The organism is Pseudomonas sp. lyk4-TYG-107, from assembly GCF_030209055.1.
GTDB lineage: Bacteria > Pseudomonadota > Gammaproteobacteria > Pseudomonadales > Pseudomonadaceae > Aquipseudomonas > Aquipseudomonas putida_A.
Window position 1 is genome coordinate 1 of sequence record NZ_JARVST010000006.1, and the last position, 25,995, is coordinate 25,995.

Sequence of the window (25,995 nt, forward strand, 5' to 3'; positions counted from 1 at the left end):
GTGCATCGGGCATTTTGAGACTGAAACAGGTGTAAACCTATTTCAGGACTAGACAATTTACTGCGACGCTTAGATGTTGGCGTCGAGGAAAGCAGCCAGTTGCGACTTCGACAGGGCGCCGACTTTGGTCGCTTCAACGTTGCCGTTCTTGAACAGCATCAGCGTCGGGATACCACGCACGCCGTGCTTGGCCGGGGTTTCCTGGTTTTCGTCGATGTTCAGTTTGGCGATGGTCAGCTTGCCTTTGTAAGTCTCGGCAATCTCGTCCAGAACCGGAGCGATCATTTTGCAAGGGCCGCACCATTCAGCCCAGTAGTCGACCAGTACAGCGCCTTCGGCCTTGAGTACGTCGGCTTCGAAGCTGGCGTCGCTAACGTGTTTGATAAGATCGCTGCTCATGGAATTCTCCAGGTTGTAAGCAAAAAAACGTGGCCCATCATAGCCGCCCTTCCCTTGTTCAGGAAGCCGCAGTTGATTGAGTCTTGCTATGGCACTCGATGAGTTTGGGTATAGCCCAAGTCACGCCGTGGCGGGGGCAATGAAGGAAATTCCGGTGCGCAGGGCGGCGTTGCGCACGTGTTCCTGCATGGCCTTCTGGGCCGCAGCGGATGCCCGGCGCGCCAGTGCACGAAGGATCTTGCGGTGCTCCTGCCAGGTTTCCATCGCCCGTTCGGCGCGGATGAACGGTAGCTTCTGGCTCTCCAGAAAGATCTCGGCGCTGGCGGTGAGGATGCTCAGCATCGCCTGATTGCCGCTGGCCAGCAGAATACGCCGATGGAATTCGAAGTCGAGTTTCGCCGCGGCCTCGAAGTCGCCGGCCTTCAATTGCTCGCGCATCGCCGCAACGTTGTCCTCCAGCGCATCCAGATCGAACGTGCTCAAGGTCACCGCCGCCAGCCCGGCGGCAAACCCCTCCAGCGCATAGCGCAACTGAAAGATGTCCAGTGGCGAGGCCTGCGCTGCGAACGGCCAGCCCGGCGCATTGTCACCCTGCGCAATGTCCACCGGTGCCTGCACGAACACGCCTTTGCCCGGCTGGATGCTGACCACGCCCAGCGCACTGAGCGACGACAGCGCCTCGCGCAACGACGCCCGACTGACCCCCAGCTGCACCGCCAGATCCCGTTGCGACGGCAACGCATCGCCCGCACCGAAACCCTGCTCAGTGATCAGTTTGCGTATGGCTTGCAGCGCCACTTCGGGTACGGCGCGGGAGATCGAGTTCATGGTTTTTCAGACGAGCCAGGCCAAGGTGCGGCTAGTTGTAAAGCTATTCGCCGGATCCGGCAAGTCGTGCCCCAGCGGGGTTCGGCGCCCGCTGCCGGTGCGCCATCGGGGTGCGAAAAACAACCTGACTGTTCAGACCAGTAAGACCGAATAAACCCGGCAAACCCGCGGCCTGCCGGGGATAAATCCGGGTATTGGCACGGCCCGTGCTCTGTCCGATCGCAGAAATCACTTCCCGTCGATCCGGAGATTTGCCATGACCCTGCGTTACCGAGCCCTCCTCGCCGCTCTGTTTTCCAGCCTGATGCTGAGCCAGATCCCCGCCCACGCCGATGGCCTGGAAGACGTGATCAAACGCGGCACACTGAAAGTTGCCGTGCCTCAGGACTTCCCGCCATTCGGCTCGGTCGGCCCGGACATGAAACCCCGTGGCCTGGATATCGACACGGCGAAGCTGCTGGCTGATCAACTTAAGGTCAAACTCGAACTGACCCCGGTCAACAGCACCAACCGCATCCCGTTCCTCACCACCGGCAAGGTCGACCTGGTGATCTCCAGCCTCGGCAAGAACCCGGAGCGCGAGAAAGTCATCGACTTCTCCCACGCCTACGCGCCTTTCTACCTCGCGGTGTTCGGCCCGCCTGATGCCGCCGTCACTACGCTCGACGACCTCAAGGGCAAAACCATCAGCGTCACCCGTGGTGCGATCGAAGACATCGAGCTGACCAAGGTCGCCCCCGAAGGCGTGACCATCAAGCGCTTCGAGGACAATAACTCGACCATCGCCGCCTACCTCGCAGGGCAGGTCGACCTGATCGCCAGCGGCAACGTGGTGATGGTGGCGATCAGCGAGAAGAACCCGAAACGCGTGCCGGCGCTGAAAGTGAAGCTCAAGGATTCGCCGGTCTACGTCGGCGTGAACAAGAACGAGCCCGCGCTGCTGGGCAAGGTCAACGAGATCCTCGCCACCGCCAAGGCCGACGGCGCGCTGGAGAAAAACTCGCAGACCTGGCTCAAAGAGCCGCTGCCGGCCGATCTCTGATCGGTCGCGCGGGAGACAATCGATGGCTTATCAGTTCGATTTCATGCCGGTGGTGCAAAACACCGACCTGTTGCTGCGCGGCGCCCTGTTCACCCTGGAGCTGACGGCGATTGGCGCGCTGTTCGGGGTCGGCGTGGGCATCGTCGGCGCGCTGGTGCGGGCGTGGAACATCCGCCCGTTCTCGGCACTCTTCGGCGTCTACGTCGAGTTGATCCGCAACACGCCATTTCTGGTGCAACTGTTCTTCATCTTCTTTGGCCTGCCATCCCTCGGGGTGCAGATTTCCGAGTGGCAGGCGGCGGTGCTGGCGATGGTGATCAACCTCGGCGCGTATTCGACCGAGATCATCCGCGCCGGCATCCAGGCGATTCCGCGCGGACAACTGGAAGCCGCTGCCGCACTGGCGATGAGCCGTTTCGAAGCGTTCCGCCATGTGGTTCTGCTGCCGGCGCTGGGCAAGGTCTGGCCGGCCCTGAGCAGCCAGATCATCATCGTCATGCTCGGTTCGGCGGTGTGTTCGCAGATCGCCACCGAGGAGCTGAGCTTCGCCGCCAACTTCATTCAGTCGCGCAACTTCCGCGCCTTTGAAACCTATGCGCTGACCACGCTGATCTACCTGTGCATGGCGCTGCTGATCCGCCAGTTGCTGAACTGGATCGGCCGCCGCTATATCGCGAGGAGCAGCCGATGAGCGACTTCACTTTCTGGGACATCCTGCGCAACCTGCTGACCGGCCTGCAATGGACGCTGGCGCTGTCGCTGGTAGCGTTCATCGGTGGCGGCATCGTCGGTCTGCTGATTCTGATCATGCGCATCTCGAAAAATCCGTTATCGAGCAATATTGCTCGCACCTGGATCGAGCTGTTCCAGGGCACACCGCTGCTGATGCAGCTGTTTCTGGTGTTCTTCGGCGTGGCGCTGGCCGGGATCGAGATCTCGCCGTGGATGGCGGCAGCCATTGCCCTGACATTGTTCACCAGCGCCTATCTGGCGGAGATCTGGCGCGGTTGCGTCGAAGCGATCCCCAATGGCCAATGGGAAGCCTCGTCGAGTCTGGCGCTGAATCCGCTGGAGCAGTTGCGCTACGTGATCCTGCCGCAGGCGCTACGCATCGCCGTGGCGCCGACCGTGGGCTTCTCGGTGCAGGTGGTCAAGGGCACTGCGGTGACCTCGATCATCGGTTTCACCGAGCTGACCAAGACCGGCGGCATGCTCGCCAACGCCACCTTCGAACCGTTCATGGTCTACGGCCTCGTCGCCCTCGGCTACTTCCTGCTCTGCTACCCCTTGTCGCTCAGTGCGCGCTACCTGGAAAGGAGACTGCATGCCTCTGCTTAGAATTTCCGCCCTGCATAAATACTACGGCGATCACCACGTGCTCAAAGGCATCGACCTGAGCGTCGAGGAAGGCCAGGTGGTGGCGATCATCGGCCGCAGCGGCTCGGGCAAATCGACCCTGCTGCGCACCCTCAATGGTCTGGAGTCGATCAACGACGGGGTGATCGAAGTCGACGGCGAATACCTCGACGCCGCCCGCGCCGACCTGCGCAGCCTGCGGCAGAAAGTCGGCATGGTGTTCCAGCAGTTCAACCTGTTCCCGCACCTGACCGTCGGCGAGAACGTGATGCTCGCGCCGCAAGTGGTGCAGAAAGTACCGAAGGCCAAGGCGGCCGAACTGGCGCGCAAGATGCTCGAACGCGTCGGGCTGGGGGAGAAGTTCGACGCCTTCCCGGATCGGTTGTCCGGCGGACAGCAACAGCGCGTGGCGATTGCCCGGGCACTGGCGATGTCGCCGAAAGTGTTGCTGTGCGACGAGATCACCTCGGCGCTGGATCCGGAACTGGTCAACGAAGTGCTCGCTGTGGTGCGCCAACTGGCCAGGGAAGGCATGACGCTGATCATGGTCACCCACGAAATGCGCTTCGCCCGGGAGGTCGGCGACAAACTGGTGTTCATGCACCATGGCAAGGTGCATGAGGTGGGGGATCCGAAGGTGTTGTTTGCCAATCCGCAGACGGCGGAGCTGGCGAATTTCATTGGCACGGTGGAAGCAACAGCCTGAAATAGCCGCAGTGATGGGGCGGACGCCTTCGCGAGCAGGCTCGCTCCCACAGGGATCTCTGTTGGACCACTATGGTGAGTTCGCTGCAAAACCTGTGGGAGCGGGCTTGCTCACGAATGGCCGCGCCGCGGTCTCAAGCTTTTATGCGCAGGATCAACGGTTTGAACCATGCGCGTTGGCGTCAGCGTTTGATCGTGGCACGATGGCGGGGTTATCGACCGAGACCCCCTGACCATGCCGCAATCCAAAGCCAAGAATCTGTCCCTGATCGCCGCAATCGACCTGGGCTCCAACAGCTTCCACATGGTCGTGGCCAAGGCCCAGAACGGTGAAATCCGCATCCTGGAGCGCCTCGGAGAGAAAGTGCAGCTCGCCGCCGGTATCGACGATGAGCGCCATCTCAACGAAGAATCGATGCAGCGCGGCCTCGACTGCCTCAAGCGCTTTGCCCAACTGATCAACGGCATGCCACTGGGCGCCGTGCGGATCGTCGGCACCAACGCCCTGCGCGAAGCGCGCAACCGCCTGGAATTCATCCACCGCGCCGAAGAAATCCTCGGCCACCCGGTGGAAGTCATCTCCGGCCGTGAAGAAGCGCGGCTGATTTATCTGGGCGTTTCGCACACCCTCGCCGACACCCCGGGCAAGCGTCTGGTGGCCGACATCGGCGGCGGCAGTACCGAATTCATCATCGGGCAGCGTTTTGAACCGCTGCTGCGCGAAAGCCTGCAAATGGGCTGCGTCAGCTTCACCCAGCGTTATTTCAAGGACGGCAAGATCACCCCGGCCCGTTACGCCCAGGCGTACACGGCGGCACGGCTGGAGATCATGAGCATCGAGCACGCCCTGCACCGCCTGACCTGGGATGAAGCCATCGGCTCCTCGGGCACCATCCGCGCCATCGGCCTGGCGCTGAAGGCCGGCGGGCATGGCACCGGCGAAGTGAATGCCGAAGGCCTGGCCTGGCTCAAGCGTCGTCTGTTCAAACTGGGTGACGTCGACAAGATCGACTTCGAAGGCATCAAGCCTGACCGTCGGGCGATCTTCCCGGCGGGCCTGGCGATTCTTGAAGCGATCTTCGACGCCCTCGAACTGCAACGCATGGATCATTGCGAAGGCGCACTGCGTGAAGGCGTGCTCTACGACCTGCTCGGGCGCCATCACCACGAAGACGTGCGCGAACGCACCCTGACTTCGCTGATGGAGCGCTATCACGTCGATCTGGAACAAGCCGCGCGAGTTGAACGCAAGGCACTGCACGCCTTCGATCAGGTCGCCGCAGACTGGGAGCTGGATGACGGCATCTGGCGCGAATTGCTCGGTTGGGCAGCGAAGGTCCACGAAGTCGGCCTCGACATCGCGCACTACCACTATCACAAGCACGGCGCCTATCTGATCGAGCACTCGGACCTTGCCGGTTTCTCCCGCGAAGACCAGCAAATGCTCGCCCTGCTGGTGCGCGGCCATCGCCGCAACATCCCCAAGGACAAGTTCGCCGAGTTCGGTGACGACGGCGACAAGCTGATCCGCCTGTGCGTGCTGCTGCGCTTCGCGATCCTGTTCCACCACATCCGTGGTACCCAGGCGATGCCGCAAGTGACGCTGCACGCCAAAGGCAACACCCTCGACGTGGAATTCCCGGAGAACTGGCTGGATGAGAATCAGCTGACTCAGGCCGACTTTGGCCTCGAAGCCGACTGGCTGACGAGGGTGGGGATCGTTCTGACCGTGCATTGAGTAACGGGCAGGCACAAAAAAGGCGATCCTTCGGGATCGTCTTTTTATTGGGTGTTTGGCTTGGTTCAAAAGGGGTGCTTGAGATCGATCCCCCTCACCCCAGCCCTCTCCCCCAAAGGGGCGAGGGGGAAAGGGAGCCGATTTATGGGCCTTTCAAATCCTGAGTTCGACTCGAAATCTCAGGTCGATGTACCTCGAACATCCAACTCGGTCAGTCCCCTCTCCCTCCGGGAGAGGGTTAGGGTGAGGGCGCTTTTAAGCTGTTAGCTGCTCACCGGCAGAATCGGGCTGCCCAGGCGTTCCAGCAACGTCGCCTGCGCGCTGCGCGGGTTCTGGTTGCCGGTTGGCGTGTTGCGGATGTAACGGCCATCCGACTGCAGGCTCCAGCTGTGAGTGTTGTCGGTCAGATACAGCTCCAGCTCTTTCTTCACGCGGGTCAGCAGCTTCTTGCCCTCCACCGGGAAGCAAGTCTCGACGCGCTTGTCGAGGTTGCGCTCCATCCAGTCGGCACTGGAGAGGAACATCTGCTCCTCGCCGCCGTTGAGGAAGTAGAACACTCGCGTGTGTTCAAGGAAGCGACCGATGATCGAGCGCACATGGATGTTGTGCGAAACCCCGGCAATGCCCGGACGCAGGCAGCACATGCCACGCACCACCAGATCGATGCGCACGCCGGACTGGCTGGCCTTGTACAGCGCACGAATGATCTTCGGATCGGTCAGCGAGTTGAACTTGGCGATGATGTGCGCCGGTTTGCCTTCGACGGCGAACTGGGTTTCCCGGGCAATCATGTCGAGCATGCCCTTCTTCAGAGTGAACGGCGCGTGCAGCAGCTTCTTCATGCGCAGGGTTTTACCCATGCCGATCAACTGACTGAACAGTTTACCGACGTCTTCACACAAGGCGTCGTCGGAGGTCAACAGGCTGTAGTCGGTGTATAGACGCGCATTGCCGGCGTGGTAGTTACCGGTGCCGAGGTGCGCGTAACGCACGATCTCACCGGCTTCGCGGCGCAGGATCAGCATCATCTTGGCGTGGGTCTTGAAGCCGACCACGCCGTAAATCACTACCGCACCGGCCGCTTGCAGACGGCTGGCCAGTTGCAGGTTGGACTCTTCGTCGAAGCGCGCGCGCAGTTCGATGACCGCGGTCACTTCCTTGCCGTTACGCGCGGCGTCCACCAGCGCATCGACGATTTCCGAGTTGGCACCGGAGCGATACAGGGTCTGGCGTACGGCCAGAACATGTGGATCTTTGGCGGCCTGGCGCAGCAGGTCGACCACCGGGGTAAACGACTCGAACGGGTGCAGCAGCAGGATGTCCTGCTTGCTCACCACGCTGAAAATGTTCTCGCTGTTCTGCAGCAGTTTCGGGATCTGCGGGGTGAACGGCGTGTATTGCAGCTCCGGGTGGCTGTCCAGACCGGTGATGCTGAACAGACGGGTCAGGTTGACCGGGCCGTTGACCTGATACAGCTCGGTCTCGCTCAGGTTGAACTGCTTGAGCAGATAGTCCGAGAGGTGTTTCGGGCAGGTGTCGGCGACTTCCAGACGTACCGCATCACCGTAGCGCCGCGAGAACAGCTCGCCACGCAGGGCGCGCGCAAGGTCTTCGACATCTTCGGAGTCGAGCGCCAGGTCGGCGTTTCGGGTCAGGCGGAACTGGTAGCAGCCTTTTACCTTCATGCCCTGGAACAGGTCATCGGCGTGGGCGTGGATCATCGACGACAGGAACACGTAGTTGTCGCCCGGGCCGCCGACTTCTTCCGGAACCTTGATGATCCGTGGCAGCAGGCGCGGTGCCGGGATAATCGCCAGACCGGAATCGCGACCGAAGGCGTCGATGCCTTCCAGTTCGACGATGAAGTTCAGGCTCTTGTTCACCAGCAACGGAAACGGGTGCGTCGGGTCGAGGCCGATCGGGGTGATGATCGGCGCGATCTCGTCGCGGAAGTAGCGGCGCACCCAGGTCTTGATCTTGGTCGTCCAGTGACGGCGACGGATGAAGCGCACCTGATGCTTTTCCAGCTCCGGCAGCAGGATGTCGTTGAGGATCGCGTACTGGCGGTCAACGTGACCGTGCACCAGCTCGCTGATCCGCGCCAGTGCCTGGTGCGGTTGCAGACCGTCGGCACCGGCCTGTTCCCGGGCGAAGGTGATCTGCTTTTTCAGGCCGGCGACGCGGATTTCAAAGAATTCGTCGAGGTTGCTGGAGAAGATCAGCAGGAACTTCAGCCGCTCCAGCAACGGATAGGACTCGTCCAGCGCCTGTTCCAGCACGCGGATGTTGAACTGCAATTGCGAAAGCTCGCGATGGATATACAGGCTGCTGTCATCCAGGCCCGGGATCGCAATCACTGGCGCCACCGCGACGGCTTCGGTAACCGGCGCGGGTGGCGCAGGCTCGAGTTCCGGCGGGGTTTCGGTGATTTGCTCCACCACCGGTTGAGCTTCTTTTACTGCAACTTCAGTGAGTCCTTCGGTATTCATCGAATGTTCCTGGGAGGGCTATTTCTGCTCTCGTAACAATTGAGCGGCGCGGACAGCAAAGTAAGTCAGGATGCCATCAGCGCCGGCACGTTTAAAGGCGGTCAGTGATTCAAGAATTACCGCCTCGCTCAACCAGCCATTCTGGATCGCCGCCATGTGCATGGCGTATTCGCCGCTAACCTGATAGACGAAGGTCGGCACTTTGAAGGCATCTTTTACCCGGAAAAGAATGTCCAGGTACGGCATGCCGGGTTTGACCATGACCATGTCCGCGCCTTCAGACAAGTCCGCGCCGACTTCGTGCAGCGCTTCGTCGCTGTTGGCCGGGTCCATCTGATAGGAGGCCTTGTTGGCCTTGCCCAGATTCGCCGCCGACCCCACGGCATCGCGGAACGGCCCGTAATAGGCGCTGGCGTACTTGGCCGAGTAGGCCATGATCCGCACGTTGACGTGACCGGCCAGCTCCAGCGCCTCGCGGATCGCCTGAATCCGACCGTCCATCATGTCCGACGGCGCCACGACCTGAGCGCCGGCTTCGGCGTGGGACAGTGCCTGCTTGACCAGTGCGTCGACGGTGATGTCGTTCTGCACGTAGCCTTCTTCGTCGAGAATGCCGTCCTGCCCGTGGGTGGTGAACGGATCGAGGGCGACGTCAGTGATCACGCCCAATTCCGGGAACCGCTCACGCAACGCGCGAGTAGCACGTTGGGCAATGCCCTCGGGGTTCCAGGCTTCGGCAGCATCAAGGGATTTCAGTTCGACAGGCGTGACCGGGAACAGCGCCAGCGCCGGGATACCCAGTTCGACCCAGTTCGCCGCTTCTTCAAGCAGCAGGTCGATGGTCAGGCGCTCGACACCGGGCATCGAGGCCACGGCTTCGCGACGGTTTACACCATCGAGCACGAACACCGGCAAGATCAGGTCATCGACCGTCAGCACGTTTTCCCGCACCAGCCGACGCGAAAAATCATCGCGACGGTTGCGACGCAGGCGAGTGGCAGGGAACAGACGATTGGCAGGGGTAAAGCTCACGGCGGACTCCTGAGCCCGCGCAAACGGGCGAGCGTGACAGTTATAGACGGCCATTATGACCAACAGATTACAGTTGTGCGTACCCCGTGACATGTAGCCGCATTCCATTGTTAGCGTAGGAATTGTTCACGTCGAGACACATTTGGACACTTTCATGAATGTGTCCGAAGGGTTAGGCTGCGCGTTCATTTCGCCAGCACCCAGACAATGCTCCAACAATTTCTGCATGACTTTGGCTACTTTGCCTTGTTCCTCGGCACGTTCTTCGAAGGCGAAACCATCCTGGTGCTCGCAGGCTTCCTCGCGTTCCGTGGATACATGGACATCAACTTGGTAGTGGTCGTGGCGTTCTTCGGCAGCTATGCCGGCGATCAGCTGTGGTACTTCCTGGGGCGCAAGCACGGGCGCAAATTGCTCGCGCGCAAACCGCGCTGGCAGATGATGGGCGACCGCGCGCTGGAACATATCCGCAAACATCCGGACATCTGGGTCCTGAGTTTCCGCTTCGTTTATGGCCTGCGCACGGTGATGCCGGTGGCGATCGGCCTGTCGGGTTACCCGCCGGGACGTTACCTGCTGCTGAACGGCATCGGCGCGGCAATCTGGGCAACCGCGCTGGCGGCCGCCGCCTACCACTTCGGCGCGGTGCTCGAAGGCATGCTCGGCAGCATCAAGAAGTACGAGCTGTGGGTGCTCGGTGCGCTGCTGATTCTTGGCGTTGGTCTGTGGCTGCGCCGCCGCTTCAAGAATGCGCGACTGGCAAAACAGGTTTACGCCGATGAGCAAGCCGCAAAAGCGGCACTGCTGAATCAAGCCGAAGTGGCCAAACCTGCCGAACCGAAGACGCCAGCCGAATAACGCGCTGGCGCCTGGCGCACAGCCCTGCGCAAAGCCCGGGCTGGCCGGCTCTTTTAGTCATTTATCCCCTCTGCGCCAGCGGACTCCCGTTCGCCAGCGGCGTTCTCACGCCAAAAATCTCCTGCTCGTCACGAGGCAGGCAACCGCAAATAATGAACACCCCGCCGTTGTTGCGATCCATTTAGAAAGCGCTCCATGCAGGTGCCGCCGCCACTTTAGCCTATGGCAACGCGCGATAAATTAGTGGACATTTAGCGCCATGAATCTGGAGAGAAACCCATGAGCAAAAAAGTTGCAGTGATCCTGTCCGGCAGCGGCGTGTACGACGGCGCCGAAATCCATGAAAGCGTCATCACCCTGCTGCGCCTGGATCAACGCGGCGCACAGGTGCAATGCTTCGCGCCGAACATCGCGCAATTGCATGTGATCAATCACCTGACCGGTGAAGAAATGCCCGAAACGCGCAACGTGCTGGTGGAGTCGGCGCGCATTGCCCGCGGCAACATCAAGGACATCCGCGAGGCCGACGTCGATGACTTCGACGCGCTGATCGTACCTGGCGGTTTTGGCGCCGCGAAAAACCTCTCGAACTTTGCCGTAGAAGGTGCCGGCTGCGCAGTACAGCCTGAGGTGCTGGCCTTGGCGGAAGCGTTTGCCGAAGCGGGCAAACCGGTGGGCCTGATGTGCATCTCGCCGGCGCTGGCAGCGAAGATCTACGGCCCGGGCGTGACCTGCACCATCGGCAACGATGCCGACACCGCTACCGCGATGAACAAGATGGGCGCCAGCCACGAAGACTGCGCGGTGACTGACATCATTGAAGACAAGGCACGCAAACTGGTGACGACCCCGGCTTACATGCTGGCGCAGAACATCAGTGAGGCGGCTTCGGGGATCAACAAACTGGTCGACCGCGTGCTCGAACTGACTCACGAGAACGATGCCTGATGCGACCTTGATGAAGGTTTTTGTGGTGAGGGGATTTATCCCCGATGGCTGCGCAGCAGCCCCTTTGCATCTTGAAGCATTGGGCCTGCTGTGCAGGCCATCGGGGATAAATCCCCTCACCACAGGAATACGGTTGAATCAGGACTGACGTGCAAGGCGGGTGAGGATGCGGTCCAGCGCATTGGCAAACGCCTGCTTCTCACGCTCGCCAAACGGTGCCGGGCCGCCGCTGATCTGGCCCTGCTCACGCAGGTCGGTGAACAGGTTGCGCACCGCCAGCCGCTCGCCCATGTTCTGCGCATCGAATTCCTTGCCGCGCGGGTCCAGCGCCGCCACGCCCTTCTTCACCAGACGATCGGCCAGCGGGATATCGCTGCAGATCACCAGCTCACCAGGCACCGCGTGCTCGACCAGATAATCGTCCGCCGCATCCGGACCGCTGGGCACCACGATCAGTTTGACGATGGCCAGTCCCGGCTTGGTCTGCGGCTGCCCGGCCACCAGCACCACTTCGAACTGGCGCTTGAGGGCGAACTTCATCACCAGATCCTTGGCGGCCCGGGGGCAAGCGTCGGCATCGATCCATACACGCATGATTTTTTCCTCTTCAAAAAAGCATCGCGGGCAAGCCCGCTCCCACAAGGTTAACGCTAAACCTGTGGGAGCGTGGCTTGCCCGCGAATGTGAGCGCAGCGAATGCTGTTAAGCAGTGACCCGCTTCTTCTCCGCGATCCGACTCCGCCCGTACAGCACAACAATCGCCAGAATCGCCACGGCCTGAGCCGTCAGCGAATAGGCGTCGGCGTGAATCCCCAGCCAGTCGAATTCAAAGAACGCCACCGGTCGCGTGCCGAAGATCCCGGCTTCCTGCAGCGCCTTCACGCCATGCCCGGCGAACACCACCGACAAGGCACAGAGCAGACCGGCGTTGATGCTGAAGAACAGCGCCAGCGGCAGTTTTGCCGAACCGCGCAGGATCACCCAAGCCAGACCGATCAGCAGCACCAGCGCCGTCGCACCACCGGCCAGCACCGCGTCATGCCCGGCGGGGCCGGCCTGCAGCCACAGGGTTTCGTAGAACAGGATCACTTCGAACAACTCGCGGTACACCGAGAAGAACGCGAGGATCGCGAAGCCGAAACGTCCGCCGCCGCCCACCAGACTCTGCTTGATGTAATCCTGCCAAGCCGCGGCGTGCCGCCGGTCGTGCATCCACACGCCGAGCCACAGCACCATGACGCTGGCGAACAGCGCCGTGGCGCCTTCGAGCAGTTCACGCTGCGAGCCGCTGACGTCGATCACATACGCCGCCAGCGCCCAGGTGCCAAGACCGGCGAGCAACGCCAGGCCCCAACCGATGTTGACGCTGCGCACCGCCGACTGCTGGCCGGTGTTGCGCAGAAACGCGAGGATCGCCGCCAGCACCAGAATCGCTTCGAGGCCTTCACGCAGCAGAATCAGCAGGCCGGAGATAAAGCTCAGCGACCAGCTCAGACCATCGCTGCCGAGCAATTCGGCAGATTCTTTCAACTTGCCCTTGGCTACGTCCAGACGCTGTTCGGCCTGCGCCACCGGCAAGCCGTCCTGCAACGACTGACGGTAGGCCATCAGCGATTTTTCGGTGTCCTTGCGCACGTTGGCGTCGACGTTATCCAGCGAGCTTTCGACCAGTTCGAAACCTTCCAGATACGCCGCCACCGACAGGTCGTAAGCCTGATCGTGATCACCGGCGCGGTACGCCGCCAGGCTCTTGTCCAGCGTGGCGGCGGTGTAATCGAGCAATTGCGCCGGGCCGCGTTTGACCTGCGGCGGTTGCGCGCGCTGGGCACGGAAGCTTGCGGCGACCTGCGGGCCTTCGGCGGCTTGCACTTCGGCCGGCGTCTGGCGTGCCAGATCAGCGATGTTGAAGGTCTTGTCGGACTTGGCCGCAGCCGGGTCGGCACTGAAACCGGCAATGTAGGTCGCCAGATCCCAACGCTGACGGTCGTCCAGTTGATCGGCGAACGCCGGCATGTCGGTGCCTTCAACGCCTTGGCCGAGGGTGCTGTAGATCGCGTACAGGCTCAGGTGATCGATGCGTGCGGCATCGCGCAGATTGGCCGGCGGCGGCGTCATGCCGAGCCCCGCCGGGCCGTCGCCGGCGCCGGTTTCACCGTGGCATACCGAGCAGTTCTGCGCGTACAACGGCGCGCCCCGGGTCGGATCGGGAGTGATGATCGGCGCTTGGCTGACTTCATACGCCACCGCCAGTTTCGCCCCCAATTGTCGGGCGTGACGCGCGACGTCGGCGCCGTCCTGTTTCGCGGTGATGGCCGCGTGCAGAGCCTCGACACCCTGCTCTAGCTCAGCCTTCTCCGGTTTGGCCGGCAGACCGCCGATCAGCCCTTGCAGCACCTGGGTGAATTCCAGTTGCTCGCGATATTCGCCGTCGTCGACGACCTTGCCCGCCTCGACCGTCGGCGGGTAGTCGGCGCTGATGTAATCGAGCAGGTGCAGCGCCTGCGGGGCGCCTTCCACGGTGTCGGCCAGCAGGTTGAAACTGCTCAGGGCAAACAGCGGGAACACCAGCCAGGCCAGGAATCGGGACGCGGCAGTCATGAATGAGTCTCAAATGGAAATGCGAAGTTACATATTGTTCACTTCGAACGCTTTTCACTCAAGCTTTGTCGACGTCTCATGGCGTTTTAACGCAGCGCTGCGGCGGTGTTGCGGTAGTGCTCAAGCATGAATTCAACGAACACCTGCACCTTCAGCGCGACGTGCCGGGCATGCGGATAGAGCGCGTAATAGTGGCGCTGCCCAAGGCTGTAGTTGGGCAGGATTTGCACCAGCCGGCCGCTGAGCAGATCGTCCTGCACTGTGGCCCGGGTGAACGCGGCGATGCCAACCCCGGCCAACGCGGCGGCGTGCAGCGAACTGATCGAATCGGCCTTGAACCGGCCCTGCACGCGCACGCTGGTGGTGAGTCCACGCGTATCGGTCAGCACCCAGTCACTGCCACCGGCAAACGCCAGCAACTGCTGCTCGGCGAGTTCGCGCACCTGGCGCACCAGACCATTGCGCGCCACATACACAGGCGAAGCCACCAGCAACATGTCCGAGACAGTCAGCAACCGCGCCACCATGGATGAATCGGCCAAGGGTCCGCAGATGCGCAGGGCTACATCGAAACCCTCGGCGATCAGATCGACGAAGCGGTCATCGCAGGACAGGTCCACCTCAATCTCGGGATAGCGCTGCTGAAACGCTGGCAGCCAGCTCGCCAGTTCCAGCGTACCGATGACCATCGGTGCACTGATGCGCAGCACACCGCTGGGGCTTTCATGTGCCTGCCCCACCGCCAGTGCGGCTTGATCGAGGCGATCGAGAATGTCCACGCACGCCGCGTAATACTGCTGCCCCGCCGTGGTCAGGCTGAAACCTCGGGTGTTGCGATTGATCAGCCGCGTGCCCAGCTCGCGTTCCAGCTGCTGCAACTGCCGGGAGATGGTCGAGTGAGTGGTGTCGAGGCGCTCGGCAGCGGCGCTGAACCCGCGACACTCGACGATGCAACGAAACGCGCGCATGGCTTGCAGTTGATTCATTAAAGCCCCGGATCTGTTGAGCGCTGAGCGCGCAAGCCTAGCGCAATCCTTGTCCACCCGGCAGCAGCAAAGCGCCCCTATAATGCGTCACCTCCGTGCTTTTGCCGTTCAAGGAAGAACCCGTCTCCATGCGCCATTGCCTGCCGCTCTACCTGCTGCTTAGCCTCATCATGCAACTGAGTGGGTGCGCCGCTTACCGCAATTACGATCAGGAAATGCAGCAGACCATCGATCAGATGGCGCAGGGCAATCTCAACGAAGCGCTTTATCTGATGGAGCTGCACAATCCTTGGGAAGACAAGGATCTGCTGTATTTCATGGAACGCGGCGCGATCCTCAGCGCCGGCACCAACCTGCCAAAAAGCCAGGAAGCGTGGCGCAGTGCTGACCGGATGATTTTTCAGCGCGAAGAAGCCGTGCCCTCCGCAGGCATGAAGTTGCTGACCCGTTTCGGTAATGAAATGGGCACCATGCTGGTCAATGACAAGCTGCAGCGTTACGAAGGCTACGACTACGAAAAAGTCATGCTGACCACCGAAATGGCCCTCAACCAACTGGCGGAAAACGATTTCGACGGGGCCCGCGCCGACATCAAGAAAACCCACGAGCGCGAAACCCTGATCGCCCGCCAGCGGGAGCGGCAATACGAAGAGGCGCAAGAGCAAGCTACGCAACAGGGCATCACCTTGCACTACAAGGATCTGGAAGGCTATCCGGTGGCCATCCTCGATGCCCCGCAAGTGCTTGAGCTGAAGAACGGCTACCAGAGTGCATTCAGCCATTATCTGGCCGGCTTCACTTATGAAGCGCTGGGCGAACGCGCGCTCGCAGCGCCGGGGTATCGACAGGCGATCGAATTGCGCCCGGGCGTGCCGCTGCTCGAAAACGCTTTGCGCAACCTGGACAAGCCCGGACCGGCAGCCGATGAAAGCGAGATTCTGATCGTGGTCCAGGCCGGTTTCGCCCCGGCACGCAGTTCGGTGCAAGTGCCGATCCCGGTGCGGCTGAACGAAAACCTGACGATTGTTGCACCGATCTCGTTCCCGCTGATGGTGCCCGACACCCTCACACCTGCCGTGACCCAGATCCTCGTCGACGGTAAAAAGCACCCATTGACCATGATTAACAGCGTGTCGGACATGGCCATCCGCACATTGCGCGATGACATGCCGGCGATCATCTCTCGCGCCATGTTCCGCGCCAACATGGCCGCCATCAGCCAGGCGCAAAAGAACGAGCGCGATCCGTCCAAGGCGTCGTTGGTGGTGACCGATCCTGATCCTTTTGAAGAGGCTGACACTAGAACCTGGCGCACGCTGCCGGACAAAACCCTGGTCGCCCGTCTGCGCCTGAAAAAAGGCCTGCACCGCGTGCGCTTTCCGTATTTTCGTGCAGAAGACGGGTTCACGGTACGCGTCGACCACAGCCATCAAGTGTTCAACCTGCGGGTATTCATGGGCCAGAACTATTACGTCGGATCGGCATTGGTCCTGCCCGAAACGCCATGAACGAAAGGTGTCAGATAAAGCAGAGGAGTAATGGCACCAAACTAACAACTGCAATTAAAAAGCTATTACATGGCCAGCATCGCCCGCTTATAATGCCGCGCCCGCGCTATAGCAACGCGGCATAAAAGCTCCTCTGGTTATGAGGAATTGGCAGGAGGCCAGCGCCACTGTCGATGGGTCACACCAGCCCGACCAGCACCGGCGGCTGATGCAGTTACTAGCTCAGGGAAGAAGTCCCCCCATGGCATTGCGCACTCCCACCTTGATCGCGCTCAGCGCTGTCACTTTGCTGTCCGGCTGTTCGGCGTTTCGCAACTACGATTCGGAACTGGCCCAGACCAACCAGCAACTGGCCACCGGCAACGTCGACGCCGCGCTGAGCCTGCTGGAAAAGAACAACACCGGTCCGGACAAAGACCTGCTCTATTACTTCGAGAAAGGTGAGTTGCTGCGCGCCAAGGGCGACCTGTCCGGCAGCCAGAACGCCTGGACCAGCGCCGATCAGGTGGTTGGCCAGTGGGAAGATTCGGTCAAGCTCGACACCGGTAAATACCTGGCTCAGTTCGGCAGCTTCCTGGTCAACGACAAGGTGCGTCGCTACGAAGGCTACGACTACGAAAAAGTCATGTTGACCACGCAGATGGCCCTCAACCTGCTGGCGGTCAATGACTTCGACGGCGCCCGCACCGCGATCAAGAAGACTCACGAACGTGAAGCGGTGATCGCCGACCTGCGCGACAAGGAATACCTCAAGAGTGAGGAAGAGGCCGAGAAAGAAGGCATCAAGACTCAGTACAAGGATCTGCAAGGCTACCCGGTCGCCAGCCTCGACGCGCCGGAAGTGGTCGGCCTGAAAAACAGCTACCAGAGTGCGTTCAGCCATTACCTGGCCGGTTTCGTCTACGAAGCCCTGGGCGAGAAAGACCTGGCTGCGCCAGGCTACCGCAAAGCCGCCGAACTGCGTCCGAACACCCCACTGCTGGAGCAGGCGCTGGTCAATCTCGACAAGCCGACCAAGAGCGACGACAGCGACATCCTGATCGTCGTGCAAAGTGGTCTGGCACCCTCGCGTGATTCGATCCGCGTGCCACTGCCATTGCCGATCTCCAACAACGTGGTGATCACCCCGCTGTCGTTCCCGATCATCAAGCCTGACACCTCTACCGCACCATTCACGCAGATTGGCGTCGATGGCCAGCAAGTCAACCTGACCGCCCTCAACAGCACCACCGCCATGTCCCGTCGCGCCCTGCGCGATGACATGCCGGGGATCATCGTCCGCACCACCGTGCGCGCAATCACCAAAGGCGTGGCGCAGAAGAAGATCAACGAAACCAACCCGCTGGCCGGTCTGGCCGTGGGTATTTCTTCAGCTGTGCTGGAAGGTGCCGATACCCGTACGTGGCGCACCCTGCCGGACAACACCCAAGTGGTGCGTCTGCGCTTGAAGAAAGGCGAACACCAAGTCAGTCTGCCGAGCGCCGTCGGCGGTTCGCTGGTCAAGGTCACCGTCGATCAGCGTTATCAAGTGATCAGCCTGCGTGCCGTGGGCAATCAGGTATTTGCCGGCGGCGTCGCCGCCCATGTCATCCCGAGCGCCGGCGCGACCAACGTCGCCAGCCTCAAACAACCTTAAGAACGGAGTCTTTGCATGCGCTTCAAACTCTTCGCCGTTGCCGCCCTCGCCGTGCTGGCCAGCGGCTGCGCCACCCCGCCACCTCCTGAGCCGGGCAGCGCCGCGAGCAAGGTCGTGGCCATGGGCCCGCAGAAACACATTGCGGTCGGCGCCATGCGCGTCGCCCGTGAGAACGGCTTCATGACCGTCAATGTGCAGTTGACCAACACCCTCAACAGCAACAAGACGTTCTACTACCGCTTCGCCTGGCTCGGCCCGGAAGGTTTCCCGGTCGCCGAGGAAGAAGTCTGGAAGAGCCAATTGATGTACGGCGCTCAGACCAGCTTCATCCAGGGCATCGCCCCGACCCCGAAAGCCGTGGATTTCCGTCTCGAACTCAAGACGCCTTAAGTCCGCCACCCTATTCCTGTTTTAGAGAGCATTCCCATGTTTGCACGCTTTTCCCTGATCGCTGTCCTCGCCCTGCTGGCTTCCGGTTGCGCCAACACCTCGCCGACCCTGGGCAGCAAGAACATCAGCTACGGCGACACCAAAGCGGTTGAAACCGTGACCAACGAATTCGGTTCGACCGACCTGCAAATGATCGCCGAATCGATGACCCGCTCGCTGGCCCAGTCCGGCATTCTGCAGGGCCGCCCGGTGGTGCAGGTTTACGACGTGAAGAACAAGACCAGCGAGTACATCGATACCCGCGAAATCACCACCAGCATCAAGACTCAGCTGATGAAGTCCGGCACCGCCCGCTTCGCCAGCGACAACACCGCGATGCAGAGCCAGGTCGACCAGCTCAAGCTGCAGAACCAGAGCGGCCTGTACAAGAAGAGCACCGTGGCCAAGACCGGCAACATGATCGCCGCCAAATACCGTCTGGAAGGTTCGATCAGCTCCATCGTCAAGCGCAGCAGCGACTACAAGGACGTCTTCTACAAATTCAGCCTGCAACTGATCGACGTCGAAAGCGGTCTGGCCGAGTGGATGGACGAAAAAGAGATCCGCAAAACCACGGAGCGTTAAGCAATGCGCGCATGGATTGGCATGATGGCCCTGGCTTGTGCGTTCAGCGTGCAAGCGGCCCCGAAAGTCGCGGTAACGGATCTGGCGTATCAGGAACGCGTGGAGCAGTACATCCACATCGTTTCGGCGCAGAACAATTACCGCGAGGGTTACTACAGCTCCAGTGGTTCGTCGAACTACAACGAGCTGGAAGCGACCACCAGCTACATCGAACAGGGTGAACTGCGTAAATTCACCGGCGACATCAAAGGTGAAATCCTCCGCACCGGGATGTTCCAGCTGGTGCAGGGCACGCCGTACACCGCGTCGTCCAAGGGTGACGTCTACGACGTGATCAAGCGCATCAAGGCCGGCAGCTTCAAGGGTGCCGACTACGTGCTGTTCGGCACCGTGTCGGACATCGACTTCACCCAGGACATGAACGAGCTGGCGCACACCGACAGCTACTCGGCGGTTTTGGGCCTGACGCTGGTGGCGGATTTCAGCCTGATCAACACCAAGACCTACGAAATCACCTCGGCCTTCACGGCGATGGGCGAAGCGCAGGACACCAAACTGGTGAACGGCCGCGACATCAAGATCTCGCTGAACCGCCCACGGGTGGTACGTGAGGTATCGAAAGCGCTGGGTGAGGACGTGGCCGGGCAACTGAGCATGCAGCTCGGTGGCGGCGGTTACGAGCAGCCGCGTGAGGCGCAGCAGCGCAACAATCTGCCGCGTGATACCGCGCCGGTGATTTTGCACTGACCGGCTGAGTGAATAACTCTGTGGTGAGGGGATTCATCCCCGATGGACTGCGCAGCAGGCCCCTTCTTGTCAGGTCAAGAGCGGGGCCGCTTCGCGCCCCATCGGGGATGAATCCCTTCGCTACAACGGAGTTCACTGGAGAAATCAGTAGGAATAAAAAGGCGACCTCAAGAGGTCGCCTTTTTTGTGCCGGCAGGTTTTACACCGCCGCTTTACGCAACGTCGCCATGAATGCCGCCGCGCCAATGAACAGCCCGGCAAACGTGCGGTTCATGCGTTTCTGCTGCTGCGGTGTACGCAACAGGCGCAGCACCTTCGACGCCAGCCCGGTGTAACCGGCCATGACAATCAGATCCACGCAGATCATGGTCGCACCGATCACCACATACTGAATCAGCAACGGTGCGTGGGGATTGATGAACTGCGGCAACACCGCCAGCATGAACACCAGCGCTTTGGGGTTGCTGATGTTCACCAGAAACCCACGGAACACCAGCGCCAGCGGCTTGCCGATCGGCCGTACCGCCGCGTCATCGCTCATGTCCATGGGCAGCGCGCGCCACTGCTTGATCGCCAGATAGACCAGATACGCCACACCGAACCATTTGATCGCGTGGAATGCGGTGGCCGAGGCGGTGAGGATCGCGCCGACACCGGCGCCGACAATCGCGATCTGCACCGCCAGACCGATCTGCAGGCCAAGGGCGTTCCAGTAACCGCGCCAGAAACCGTATTGCAGACCGCTGGACATCGACGCAATGGCGCCCGCGCCCGGGGACAGACTGATCACCCAGCAGGCGGCAAAGAATGCCAGCCATGTTTGAAGCTCCATCGCACACCTCGACTCATGCTCGTGACAAGACGTCAAAGCTAATGCGCTTTGGCGCGGATGACTACCGATTTTTGCTGGAGGGTTCGGGCGCGGCTGATGATCCCTTCGCGAGCAAGCTCGCTCCCACAGTGTCCTGGGTGGAACACACAATCTGTGAAAACCAAATACCCTTGTGGGAGCGGGCTTGCTCGCGAAGGCGTCAGATCAGGTGACCGGAGAAACTACTTCTCGAAACCGCTCGATGGAAACACATCACTCCCGCGCCAGCGCCGCACCGAACGCTGGAAGAACAGGCTGTTCGGCACTTGCACCATGGCGCTGCCCGTCCCGAGTTCTTCAGCCTCGATCAACGTGGTGTAGAGCAGATTGATCGCCACCACCCGGCCTTTGACGCCAGGCTTGTCGGTGGTGTCCACCAGCTCGACCACATCGCCCAGGCGGAACGGGCCGACGGTGAAGATCAGAATCGCGCAAAGCAGGTTCGACAGCACACTCCACATCGCGAAGAACGCCACCGCCGCCACCGCGACGAAACCCGACAGCGCCGTCCACAACACCGTGGCCGATACGCCGAGGCGCTCCAGCACAAAAATCACCGCGCTGCCCATGATCAGCCAGCGCAATACGCCACGCAGGGGCATCAGCAACTGCGGCGGAAAAGGATAGCGCTCGCCCAGGCGGGTGAGGAATCGAGCGACGACACGTTGAGCGAAGTAGCCGGCCAGCAGGATCAGCAGAATCTGCACGCCGAGCCAGATCGGTTCGACCCACACCGCCGGCAGCGGCAGCTTGAACGCTTCCATCAGGACAGCGCCTCCAGCTCCGCCTGCATGCTTTCCAACGTTTCGAGTGCCTCCATCCACGCTTCTTCCAGCTCGGCTTCGCGCACTTTCAGCTTGGCCTGCTCTGCCAGCAGATCACGCAACTCGTTCTTGCGCGCCGGCTCGTAGATGTCGCTGTCGCCGAGGCTGGCATCGACCTTGGCGAGTTTTTCGTGGAGCTTGCCCAGTTCGGCTTCGAGCTTGTCGGCCTCGCGCTTGTGCGGTGCCAGTTGCTGACGCAATGCAGCAGCGGCCTGGCGCTGGGCCTTTTTGTCGGTCTTGTCCGGGTTCACCGGGGTGTTGCTGACCGGCGCATTGCGTTGACGATATTCCACCAGCCAGCGCGCGTAATCTTCAAGGTCGCCATCGAACTCTTCTACCTTGCCGTCAGCGACCAGGTAGAAGTTGTCGGTGGTGCTCTTGAGCAAGTGCCGATCGTGAGACACCACCAATACCGCGCCGCTGAATTCCTGCAGCGCCATGGTCAGCGCCAGGCGCATTTCCAGGTCGAGGTGGTTGGTCGGTTCGTCGAGCAGCAACAGGTTCGGCCGTTCCCAGGCGATCAATGCCAGCGCCAGACGCGCTTTCTCGCCACCGGAGAAATTCAGCACTGGCTCGTCAATGCGTGCGCCACGGAAATCGAAACCGCCGAGGAAGTCGCGCAGGGTCTGCTCGCGTTCGGTCGGCGCCAGACGCTGCAAGTGCAGCAGCGGGCTGGCCTTGGCATCCAGCGAGTCGAGCTGATGCTGGGCGAAATAGCCAACCACGGTGTTTTCGCCACGGGTCAGACGCCCGGCCAGCGGTTCAAGTTCGCCAGCAAGGTTCTTGATCAAAGTCGATTTACCGGCACCGTTCGGCCCGAGCAGACCGATCCGCGCACCCGGGGTCAGTTGCAGCTTGACCTTCTCCAGGATGGTTTTGTCGCCGTAACCCAGGCGCGCATCGGACAGGTCGATCAGTGGACTGGAGATCTTGGTCGATTCGCGGAACACGAAGTCGAACGGTGAATCGACGTGGGCCGCCGACAGCTCTTCCATGCGCTCCAGGGCCTTGATCCGGCTCTGCGCCTGACGGGCCTTGGTGGCCTGGGCCTTGAAGCGGGCGATGTAGCTTTCCATGTGCGCACGTTGCGCCTGCTGCTTCTCGTAGGCCTGTTGCTGCTGGGCCAGACGTTCGGCACGGGCGCGTTCGAACGCGGTGTAGCCGCCACGGTACAGGGTCAGTTTGCGCTGATCGACATGAGCCACGTGATCGACCACTTCATCGAGGAAGTCGCGGTCGTGGGAAATCAGCAGCAAGGTGCCCGGATAGCTTTTCAGCCACTCTTCGAGCCAGATGATCGCGTCGAGATCCAGGTGGTTGGTCGGTTCGTCGAGCAACAACAAGTCCGAAGGACACATCAAGGCCTGCGCCAGGTTCAGACGCATCCGCCAGCCACCGGAGAAATCTCCTACCTGACGATCCATCTGCTCGTTGGTGAAACCGAGACCGGCCAGCAACTTACGCGCCCGCGCATCGGCGGTATAGCCGTCGGCGCTGTCGAGTTCGGCGTGCAGGCGGGCCAGAGCCGTGCCATCGTGGGCCGCTTCGGCCACGGCGAGGTCACGTTGCACCTCGCGTAGACGCAGGTCGCCATCGAGCACATAGTCGACCGCCAGGCGTTCGAGGGTGTCGACCTCCTGGCGCATGTGCGCGATTCGCCAGTCGGCCGGCAGCAGGCAATCGCCCGAGTCCGGGTGCAACTCGCCGCGCAGCAAGGCAAACAGGCTGGATTTGCCGGCGCCGTTGGCACCGATGAGGCCGGCTTTGTGGCCGGCGTGCAGGGTCAGCTCGGCGTCTTCTAGCAGACGTTGCGGGCCACGCTGTAAAGTCAGGTTCTGAAGTCGGATCATAATGGCGGCGGAGTCTACCAGCTTCGCTCACAACTGGCGCGAGTAGCACGATGTCCTCTGACCTGTGGAGCTTTTCCCTTGCCATCTACGCCCGACCGGGCGTGGAACCTGCCTGCCTGCAACTGCAAGCGGCGGGGGCCAATGTCTGCCTGCTGCTGTGCGGTCTGTGGTTGGAACAACGTGGCGTGGCCTGCGACGAACAACGCCTGGAGCAGTTGAAAACGCTGGTGGGGCCTTGGGATGCGGAGGTGGTGCAGCCACTGCGTGCATTGCGCACTCAATGGAAAACCCTGGCCGAGGAAGATCCGGTACTCAAGGGTCTGCGAGAACAAATGAAAGCATTGGAGCTGGAAGCCGAACGGCATCTGCTGTGGCAACTGGAACAGGTTGCGCAGGATTGGCCGCGCGATGACGCATCAGCGTCGGGGGAGTGGCTGGAGAGTCTGACGGGATCGGCCGCCAGCCCGAACCGCGACGCGCTGCAAGTGCTGCGCGTCGCGGCAACCGGCACTTAGGAAGCGCTGGTCGGGTTGCTGCTGGCGCTCGACGCGGCGGCTGGCGTTGGCGCAGTCGTGGTGGTCGAGGTGGAAGCGGCTGGAGCAGGCGCGGCGGCGGCCGGCGCCGGAGCGGCTGGCTTGGCGGCAGGTGCAGTCGCCGGCTTGGCGGCAGGTGCAGTCGCCGGCTTGGCGGCAGCTGGTTTGGCAACGGCCGGTTTTTTCGCGGCAGGTTTGGCAGCTGGCTTGGCGGCTGGTTTAGCGGCTGGCTTTGCGGCTACTGGTTTGGCGGCAGGCTTGGCTGCAGCGGTCGCAGGTTTTGCTGCTGCAGGTTTGGCAGCGGTTTTAGCGGCAGGCTTGGCTGCTGGTTTGGCAGCAACCTTGGCAGCAGGTTTTGCCGCGACTGGTTTGGCCGCAGTCTTGGCTGCCGGTTTTGCCGCAGCGGTTTTCGCAGCCGGTTTGGCAGCAGGTTTTACCGCTACCTTGGCAGCCGGTTTTACTGCGGCGGTTTTTGCCGGAGCGACTTTGCGCGCAGCAGGTTTGGCCGCTGGCTTGGCAGCCGCTTTTGTCGCTGCAGGTTTGGCAGCGGCAGTACGTGCGGCCGGTTTCGCAGCGCTCGCCGCAGCCGGTTTTTTCACTGCGGTTTTGGCAGCAGGTTTGGCGGCGGTTTTAGCCGGTGCCTTGGCTGCTGGTTTGGCTGCCGGTTTTGCCGCAGCGGTTTTCGCCGGGGCTTTCGCCGCAGCAGGTTTGGCTGGCGCTTTTTTCGCAGGCGCTGCTGCTGGTTTAGCGGCGCGGGAGGACAGCGCTTTGCCGGCGGCCTCTTGCACCCGGCCGACACCCTGGGCCAGTTTCAGGCTTTCCTGGGCATCGCGCTTGAGTTGCAGAATGTAGCCGCGAGTGTCGGACTGACGATCCTTCAACGCATCGAGCAGGTCTTCAAGTTCTTTGACGGCAGCCTTGGCCTTGTTCTGTGCCTTGGCTTTACCGGCAGCAGCGGCGTCCTGCAATTTGGTGCGGGACTTGTGCAGTTTTTCTTGCGCCTTGCCGCGTTGCTTTTCCAGTTTGGCGAGCAGTTTTTCAGCATCAGCCAAGGCTTGGGAGCAAGCGTTTTCCAAATGCTCGAGCAGGCTGCCCGAGAGTTGTTGGAGTAAGTGCAACGGAGTGTTTACAGGCTTCTTGGTGGCCGACATGGTTTACCTCCTGGCTGACGTGAGTGCGGCTCATACTAGACCTCTGCAGTTACCGCCGCTAGGTCATCTTGACAGTAACGAAACCGTTGCGTTGCAACGAAGCGAAAATGTTCTGCACAAAGACAAAAGCAGTTCACCGTTGCAGACCTTCGCGCTGGCATAATCGCCCGCATCTCAGGACGGAGAGTGCCCATGTCGCGCTACCTTTTTTTATCCCTCTGCATGATTTTTTCCGCCGCCCACGCCGACGAAAAAACCACCGCGAACGATGCTCACGATCTGGCCTACAGCCTCGGCGCCAGCCTCGGTGAACGCTTGCGCCAAGAGGTGCCGCAATTGCAGATTCAGGCATTGGTCGACGGTTTGCAGCAGGCCTATCAAGGCAAGCCACTGGCACTGAGCGAAGCACGGATCGAGCAGATCCTCGCCGATCATGAATCGCAAAACGCCGAACACGCGTCGCTGCCTTCCAGTGATGCTGCGATGGAAAACGAGCAGCGTTTTCTCACCGCCGAAAAAGCCAAACCGGGTGTGAAGGAATTGGCCGACGGCATCCTGCTGACCGAACTGACGCCGGGCACCGGTGCCAAGGCCGGTCCGGATGGAAAAGTCCAGGTGTTGTATGTCGGACGCCTGCCGGATGGCACGGTGTTCGATCAGAACACTCAGCCACAATGGTTCAGCCTCGACAGCGTGATAGCCGGCTGGCGTTCCGCGCTGCAGAACATGCCGGTGGGTGCCAAGTGGCGACTGGTGATTCCATCGGATCAGGCCTATGGCGCCGACGGTGCGGGCGATCTGATCGCGCCGTTCACACCGCTGGTGTTTGAAGTCGAATTGCGCGGTGCAACGAGCTGAACGACGCCGATTCGCAGGCATAAA

At 61.3% G+C, this 25,995-nt stretch carries 25 protein-coding genes; 14 read left to right on the forward strand and 11 right to left on the reverse strand.

All coding sequences use genetic code 11. From position 1 onward, the window contains the following. Positions 1 to 69: 69 nt before the first annotated feature. Together trxA and QRN61_RS05755 are read right to left on the reverse strand one after the other, a co-directional pair. Positions 70 to 399: a thioredoxin TrxA gene (gene trxA, locus QRN61_RS05750; protein ID WP_003177349.1), complete on the reverse strand. Its 330-nt coding sequence runs from the start codon at positions 397 to 399 to the stop codon at positions 70 to 72. Between the two features lie 120 nt (positions 400 to 519). Continuing rightward, a complete protein-coding gene (locus tag QRN61_RS05755) occupies positions 520 to 1,227 on the reverse strand; it encodes a FadR/GntR family transcriptional regulator (protein WP_097089549.1) in 708 nt (235 codons plus the stop codon). A gap of 256 nt (positions 1,228 to 1,483) precedes the next feature. On the opposite strand from QRN61_RS05755, the gene QRN61_RS05760 reads away from it, so the two are divergent. From QRN61_RS05760 to ppx, 5 genes are all read left to right on the forward strand, one after another. Continuing rightward, entirely contained in the window at positions 1,484 to 2,269 is a 786-nt protein-coding gene (locus QRN61_RS05760) for a transporter substrate-binding domain-containing protein (protein WP_285373404.1), read from the forward strand. A 22-nt stretch (positions 2,270 to 2,291) separates the two neighbouring features. After that, on the forward strand, positions 2,292 to 2,960 hold the full coding sequence (locus QRN61_RS05765) for an amino acid ABC transporter permease (protein ID WP_202369147.1): 669 nt from the start codon (positions 2,292 to 2,294) through the stop codon (positions 2,958 to 2,960). Beyond that, positions 2,957 to 3,607, forward strand: coding sequence for an amino acid ABC transporter permease (locus QRN61_RS05770; protein ID WP_150370105.1), 651 nt, complete (start codon positions 2,957 to 2,959; stop codon positions 3,605 to 3,607). Before QRN61_RS05765 ends, QRN61_RS05770 begins: the two co-directional genes overlap by 4 nt. Continuing rightward, on the forward strand, positions 3,594 to 4,331 hold the full coding sequence (locus QRN61_RS05775; protein ID WP_139055145.1) for an amino acid ABC transporter ATP-binding protein: 738 nt from the start codon (positions 3,594 to 3,596) through the stop codon (positions 4,329 to 4,331). Before QRN61_RS05770 ends, QRN61_RS05775 begins: the two co-directional genes overlap by 14 nt. Before the next feature lie 234 nt (positions 4,332 to 4,565). After that, positions 4,566 to 6,068, forward strand: coding sequence for an exopolyphosphatase (gene ppx / locus QRN61_RS05780; protein WP_027610472.1), 1,503 nt, complete (start codon positions 4,566 to 4,568; stop codon positions 6,066 to 6,068). A 263-nt stretch (positions 6,069 to 6,331) separates the two neighbouring features. On the opposite strand, the gene ppk1 is transcribed toward ppx, so the two are convergent. Both ppk1 and hemB read right to left on the reverse strand, forming a co-directional pair. After that, on the reverse strand, positions 6,332 to 8,557 hold the full coding sequence (gene ppk1, locus QRN61_RS05785; protein ID WP_027610471.1) for a polyphosphate kinase 1: 2,226 nt from the start codon (positions 8,555 to 8,557) through the stop codon (positions 6,332 to 6,334). Positions 8,558 to 8,575: 18 nt separating this feature from the next. Continuing rightward, positions 8,576 to 9,589, reverse strand: coding sequence for a porphobilinogen synthase (gene hemB, locus QRN61_RS05790; RefSeq protein ID WP_027610470.1), 1,014 nt, complete (start codon positions 9,587 to 9,589; stop codon positions 8,576 to 8,578). Positions 9,590 to 9,796: 207 nt separating this feature from the next. Here hemB and QRN61_RS05795 point away from each other — a divergent pair, with 207 nt between their 5' ends. After that, a complete protein-coding gene (locus QRN61_RS05795; protein ID WP_027610469.1) occupies positions 9,797 to 10,447 on the forward strand; it encodes a DedA family protein in 651 nt (216 codons plus the stop codon). A 279-nt stretch (positions 10,448 to 10,726) separates the two neighbouring features. Next, positions 10,727 to 11,395: an isoprenoid biosynthesis glyoxalase ElbB gene (gene elbB / locus QRN61_RS05800; RefSeq protein WP_027610468.1), complete on the forward strand. Its 669-nt coding sequence runs from the start codon at positions 10,727 to 10,729 to the stop codon at positions 11,393 to 11,395. Between the two features lie 138 nt (positions 11,396 to 11,533). Here elbB and QRN61_RS05805 read toward each other — a convergent pair whose 3' ends face one another. From QRN61_RS05805 to QRN61_RS05815, 3 genes are all read right to left on the reverse strand, one after another. Then, the gene (locus QRN61_RS05805; protein WP_285373405.1) at positions 11,534 to 11,989 is read right to left on the reverse strand and encodes a YaiI/YqxD family protein; all 456 of its coding nucleotides are present in this window, start codon (positions 11,987 to 11,989) and stop codon (positions 11,534 to 11,536) included. Between the two features lie 108 nt (positions 11,990 to 12,097). Further along, entirely contained in the window at positions 12,098 to 13,993 is a 1,896-nt protein-coding gene (locus QRN61_RS05810; RefSeq protein WP_096796118.1) for an FTR1 family protein, read from the reverse strand. Positions 13,994 to 14,079: 86 nt separating this feature from the next. Beyond that, a complete protein-coding gene (locus tag QRN61_RS05815) occupies positions 14,080 to 14,979 on the reverse strand; it encodes a LysR family transcriptional regulator (RefSeq protein ID WP_096796117.1) in 900 nt (299 codons plus the stop codon). Positions 14,980 to 15,107: 128 nt separating this feature from the next. Between QRN61_RS05815 and QRN61_RS05820 the strand changes: the two genes are divergently transcribed. From QRN61_RS05820 to QRN61_RS05840, 5 genes are all read left to right on the forward strand, one after another. Then, positions 15,108 to 16,487: a COG3014 family protein gene (locus tag QRN61_RS05820; protein WP_096796116.1), complete on the forward strand. Its 1,380-nt coding sequence runs from the start codon at positions 15,108 to 15,110 to the stop codon at positions 16,485 to 16,487. A 241-nt stretch (positions 16,488 to 16,728) separates the two neighbouring features. After that, entirely contained in the window at positions 16,729 to 18,123 is a 1,395-nt protein-coding gene (locus tag QRN61_RS05825; protein WP_285373406.1) for a COG3014 family protein, read from the forward strand. Between the two features lie 15 nt (positions 18,124 to 18,138). After that, positions 18,139 to 18,513: a YcfL family putative periplasmic lipoprotein gene (locus QRN61_RS05830; RefSeq protein ID WP_007968467.1), complete on the forward strand. Its 375-nt coding sequence runs from the start codon at positions 18,139 to 18,141 to the stop codon at positions 18,511 to 18,513. Positions 18,514 to 18,549: 36 nt separating this feature from the next. Then, complete coding sequence (lpoB, locus tag QRN61_RS05835) at positions 18,550 to 19,137, forward strand: penicillin-binding protein activator LpoB (RefSeq protein ID WP_003229365.1); 588 nt, start codon at positions 18,550 to 18,552, stop codon at positions 19,135 to 19,137. Between the two features lie 3 nt (positions 19,138 to 19,140). Beyond that, entirely contained in the window at positions 19,141 to 19,884 is a 744-nt protein-coding gene (locus QRN61_RS05840; RefSeq protein WP_047297243.1) for a hypothetical protein, read from the forward strand. Positions 19,885 to 20,083: 199 nt separating this feature from the next. Here QRN61_RS05840 and QRN61_RS05845 read toward each other — a convergent pair whose 3' ends face one another. The 3 genes from QRN61_RS05845 to QRN61_RS05855 all read right to left on the reverse strand — a co-directional run bounded on the left by QRN61_RS05845 (position 20,084) and on the right by QRN61_RS05855 (position 23,429). Further along, on the reverse strand, positions 20,084 to 20,716 hold the full coding sequence (locus QRN61_RS05845) for a LysE family transporter (protein ID WP_027610461.1): 633 nt from the start codon (positions 20,714 to 20,716) through the stop codon (positions 20,084 to 20,086). A 221-nt stretch (positions 20,717 to 20,937) separates the two neighbouring features. Beyond that, positions 20,938 to 21,519 carry a mechanosensitive ion channel family protein gene (locus tag QRN61_RS05850; protein WP_027610460.1) on the reverse strand — a complete coding sequence of 194 codons (582 nt, stop codon included), beginning with the start codon at positions 21,517 to 21,519 and terminating at the stop codon, positions 20,938 to 20,940. After that, positions 21,519 to 23,429: an ATP-binding cassette domain-containing protein gene (locus tag QRN61_RS05855; RefSeq protein ID WP_027610459.1), complete on the reverse strand. Its 1,911-nt coding sequence runs from the start codon at positions 23,427 to 23,429 to the stop codon at positions 21,519 to 21,521. Before QRN61_RS05855 ends, QRN61_RS05850 begins: the two co-directional genes overlap by 1 nt. A 50-nt stretch (positions 23,430 to 23,479) precedes the next feature. On the opposite strand from QRN61_RS05855, the gene QRN61_RS05860 reads away from it, so the two are divergent. Continuing rightward, positions 23,480 to 23,944, forward strand: coding sequence for a TIGR02444 family protein (locus tag QRN61_RS05860; RefSeq protein ID WP_247839674.1), 465 nt, complete (start codon positions 23,480 to 23,482; stop codon positions 23,942 to 23,944). Here the strand turns inward: QRN61_RS05860 and QRN61_RS05865 are convergent. Further along, positions 23,941 to 25,113, reverse strand: a complete 1,173-nt coding sequence (locus tag QRN61_RS05865) for an AlgP family protein (RefSeq protein WP_285373408.1) — start codon at positions 25,111 to 25,113, stop codon at positions 23,941 to 23,943. The two genes, QRN61_RS05860 and QRN61_RS05865, sit on opposite strands and share 4 nt — an antisense overlap. Positions 25,114 to 25,305: 192 nt before the next feature. Between QRN61_RS05865 and QRN61_RS05870 the strand changes: the two genes are divergently transcribed. After that, positions 25,306 to 25,971 carry an FKBP-type peptidyl-prolyl cis-trans isomerase gene (locus QRN61_RS05870; RefSeq protein ID WP_096796111.1) on the forward strand — a complete coding sequence of 222 codons (666 nt, stop codon included), beginning with the start codon at positions 25,306 to 25,308 and terminating at the stop codon, positions 25,969 to 25,971. Positions 25,972 to 25,995: the final 24 nt, after the last annotated feature.

Bases quoted from the DNA above. Each gene is read 5' to 3' on its own strand.
- QRN61_RS05815 (WP_096796117.1), bottom strand. From the start codon at position 14,979: ATGAATCAACTGCAAGCCATGCGCGCGTTTCGTTGCATCGTCGAGTGT.
- QRN61_RS05870 (WP_096796111.1), top strand. From the start codon at position 25,306: ATGTCGCGCTACCTTTTTTTATCCCTCTGCATGATTTTTTCCGCCGCC.
- QRN61_RS05850 (WP_027610460.1), bottom strand. From the start codon at position 21,519: ATGGAAGCGTTCAAGCTGCCGCTGCCGGCGGTGTGGGTCGAACCGATC.
- QRN61_RS05810 (WP_096796118.1), bottom strand. From the start codon at position 13,993: ATGACTGCCGCGTCCCGATTCCTGGCCTGGCTGGTGTTCCCGCTGTTT.
- QRN61_RS05840 (WP_047297243.1), top strand. From the start codon at position 19,141: ATGCGCGCATGGATTGGCATGATGGCCCTGGCTTGTGCGTTCAGCGTG.
- ppx (WP_027610472.1), top strand. From the start codon at position 4,566: ATGCCGCAATCCAAAGCCAAGAATCTGTCCCTGATCGCCGCAATCGAC.
- QRN61_RS05830 (WP_007968467.1), top strand. From the start codon at position 18,139: ATGCGCTTCAAACTCTTCGCCGTTGCCGCCCTCGCCGTGCTGGCCAGC.
- QRN61_RS05775 (WP_139055145.1), top strand. From the start codon at position 3,594: ATGCCTCTGCTTAGAATTTCCGCCCTGCATAAATACTACGGCGATCAC.
- QRN61_RS05805 (WP_285373405.1), bottom strand. From the start codon at position 11,989: ATGCGTGTATGGATCGATGCCGACGCTTGCCCCCGGGCCGCCAAGGAT.
- QRN61_RS05860 (WP_247839674.1), top strand. From the start codon at position 23,480: ATGTCCTCTGACCTGTGGAGCTTTTCCCTTGCCATCTACGCCCGACCG.
- QRN61_RS05765 (WP_202369147.1), top strand. From the start codon at position 2,292: ATGGCTTATCAGTTCGATTTCATGCCGGTGGTGCAAAACACCGACCTG.
- QRN61_RS05820 (WP_096796116.1), top strand. From the start codon at position 15,108: ATGCGCCATTGCCTGCCGCTCTACCTGCTGCTTAGCCTCATCATGCAA.
- QRN61_RS05770 (WP_150370105.1), top strand. From the start codon at position 2,957: ATGAGCGACTTCACTTTCTGGGACATCCTGCGCAACCTGCTGACCGGC.
- lpoB (WP_003229365.1), top strand. From the start codon at position 18,550: ATGTTTGCACGCTTTTCCCTGATCGCTGTCCTCGCCCTGCTGGCTTCC.
- QRN61_RS05825 (WP_285373406.1), top strand. From the start codon at position 16,729: ATGGCATTGCGCACTCCCACCTTGATCGCGCTCAGCGCTGTCACTTTG.
- QRN61_RS05760 (WP_285373404.1), top strand. From the start codon at position 1,484: ATGACCCTGCGTTACCGAGCCCTCCTCGCCGCTCTGTTTTCCAGCCTG.
- elbB (WP_027610468.1), top strand. From the start codon at position 10,727: ATGAGCAAAAAAGTTGCAGTGATCCTGTCCGGCAGCGGCGTGTACGAC.
- QRN61_RS05865 (WP_285373408.1), bottom strand. From the start codon at position 25,113: ATGTCGGCCACCAAGAAGCCTGTAAACACTCCGTTGCACTTACTCCAA.
- QRN61_RS05845 (WP_027610461.1), bottom strand. From the start codon at position 20,716: ATGGAGCTTCAAACATGGCTGGCATTCTTTGCCGCCTGCTGGGTGATC.
- QRN61_RS05795 (WP_027610469.1), top strand. From the start codon at position 9,797: ATGCTCCAACAATTTCTGCATGACTTTGGCTACTTTGCCTTGTTCCTC.
- QRN61_RS05755 (WP_097089549.1), bottom strand. From the start codon at position 1,227: ATGAACTCGATCTCCCGCGCCGTACCCGAAGTGGCGCTGCAAGCCATA.
- trxA (WP_003177349.1), bottom strand. From the start codon at position 399: ATGAGCAGCGATCTTATCAAACACGTTAGCGACGCCAGCTTCGAAGCC.
- ppk1 (WP_027610471.1), bottom strand. From the start codon at position 8,557: ATGAATACCGAAGGACTCACTGAAGTTGCAGTAAAAGAAGCTCAACCG.
- QRN61_RS05855 (WP_027610459.1), bottom strand. From the start codon at position 23,429: ATGATCCGACTTCAGAACCTGACTTTACAGCGTGGCCCGCAACGTCTG.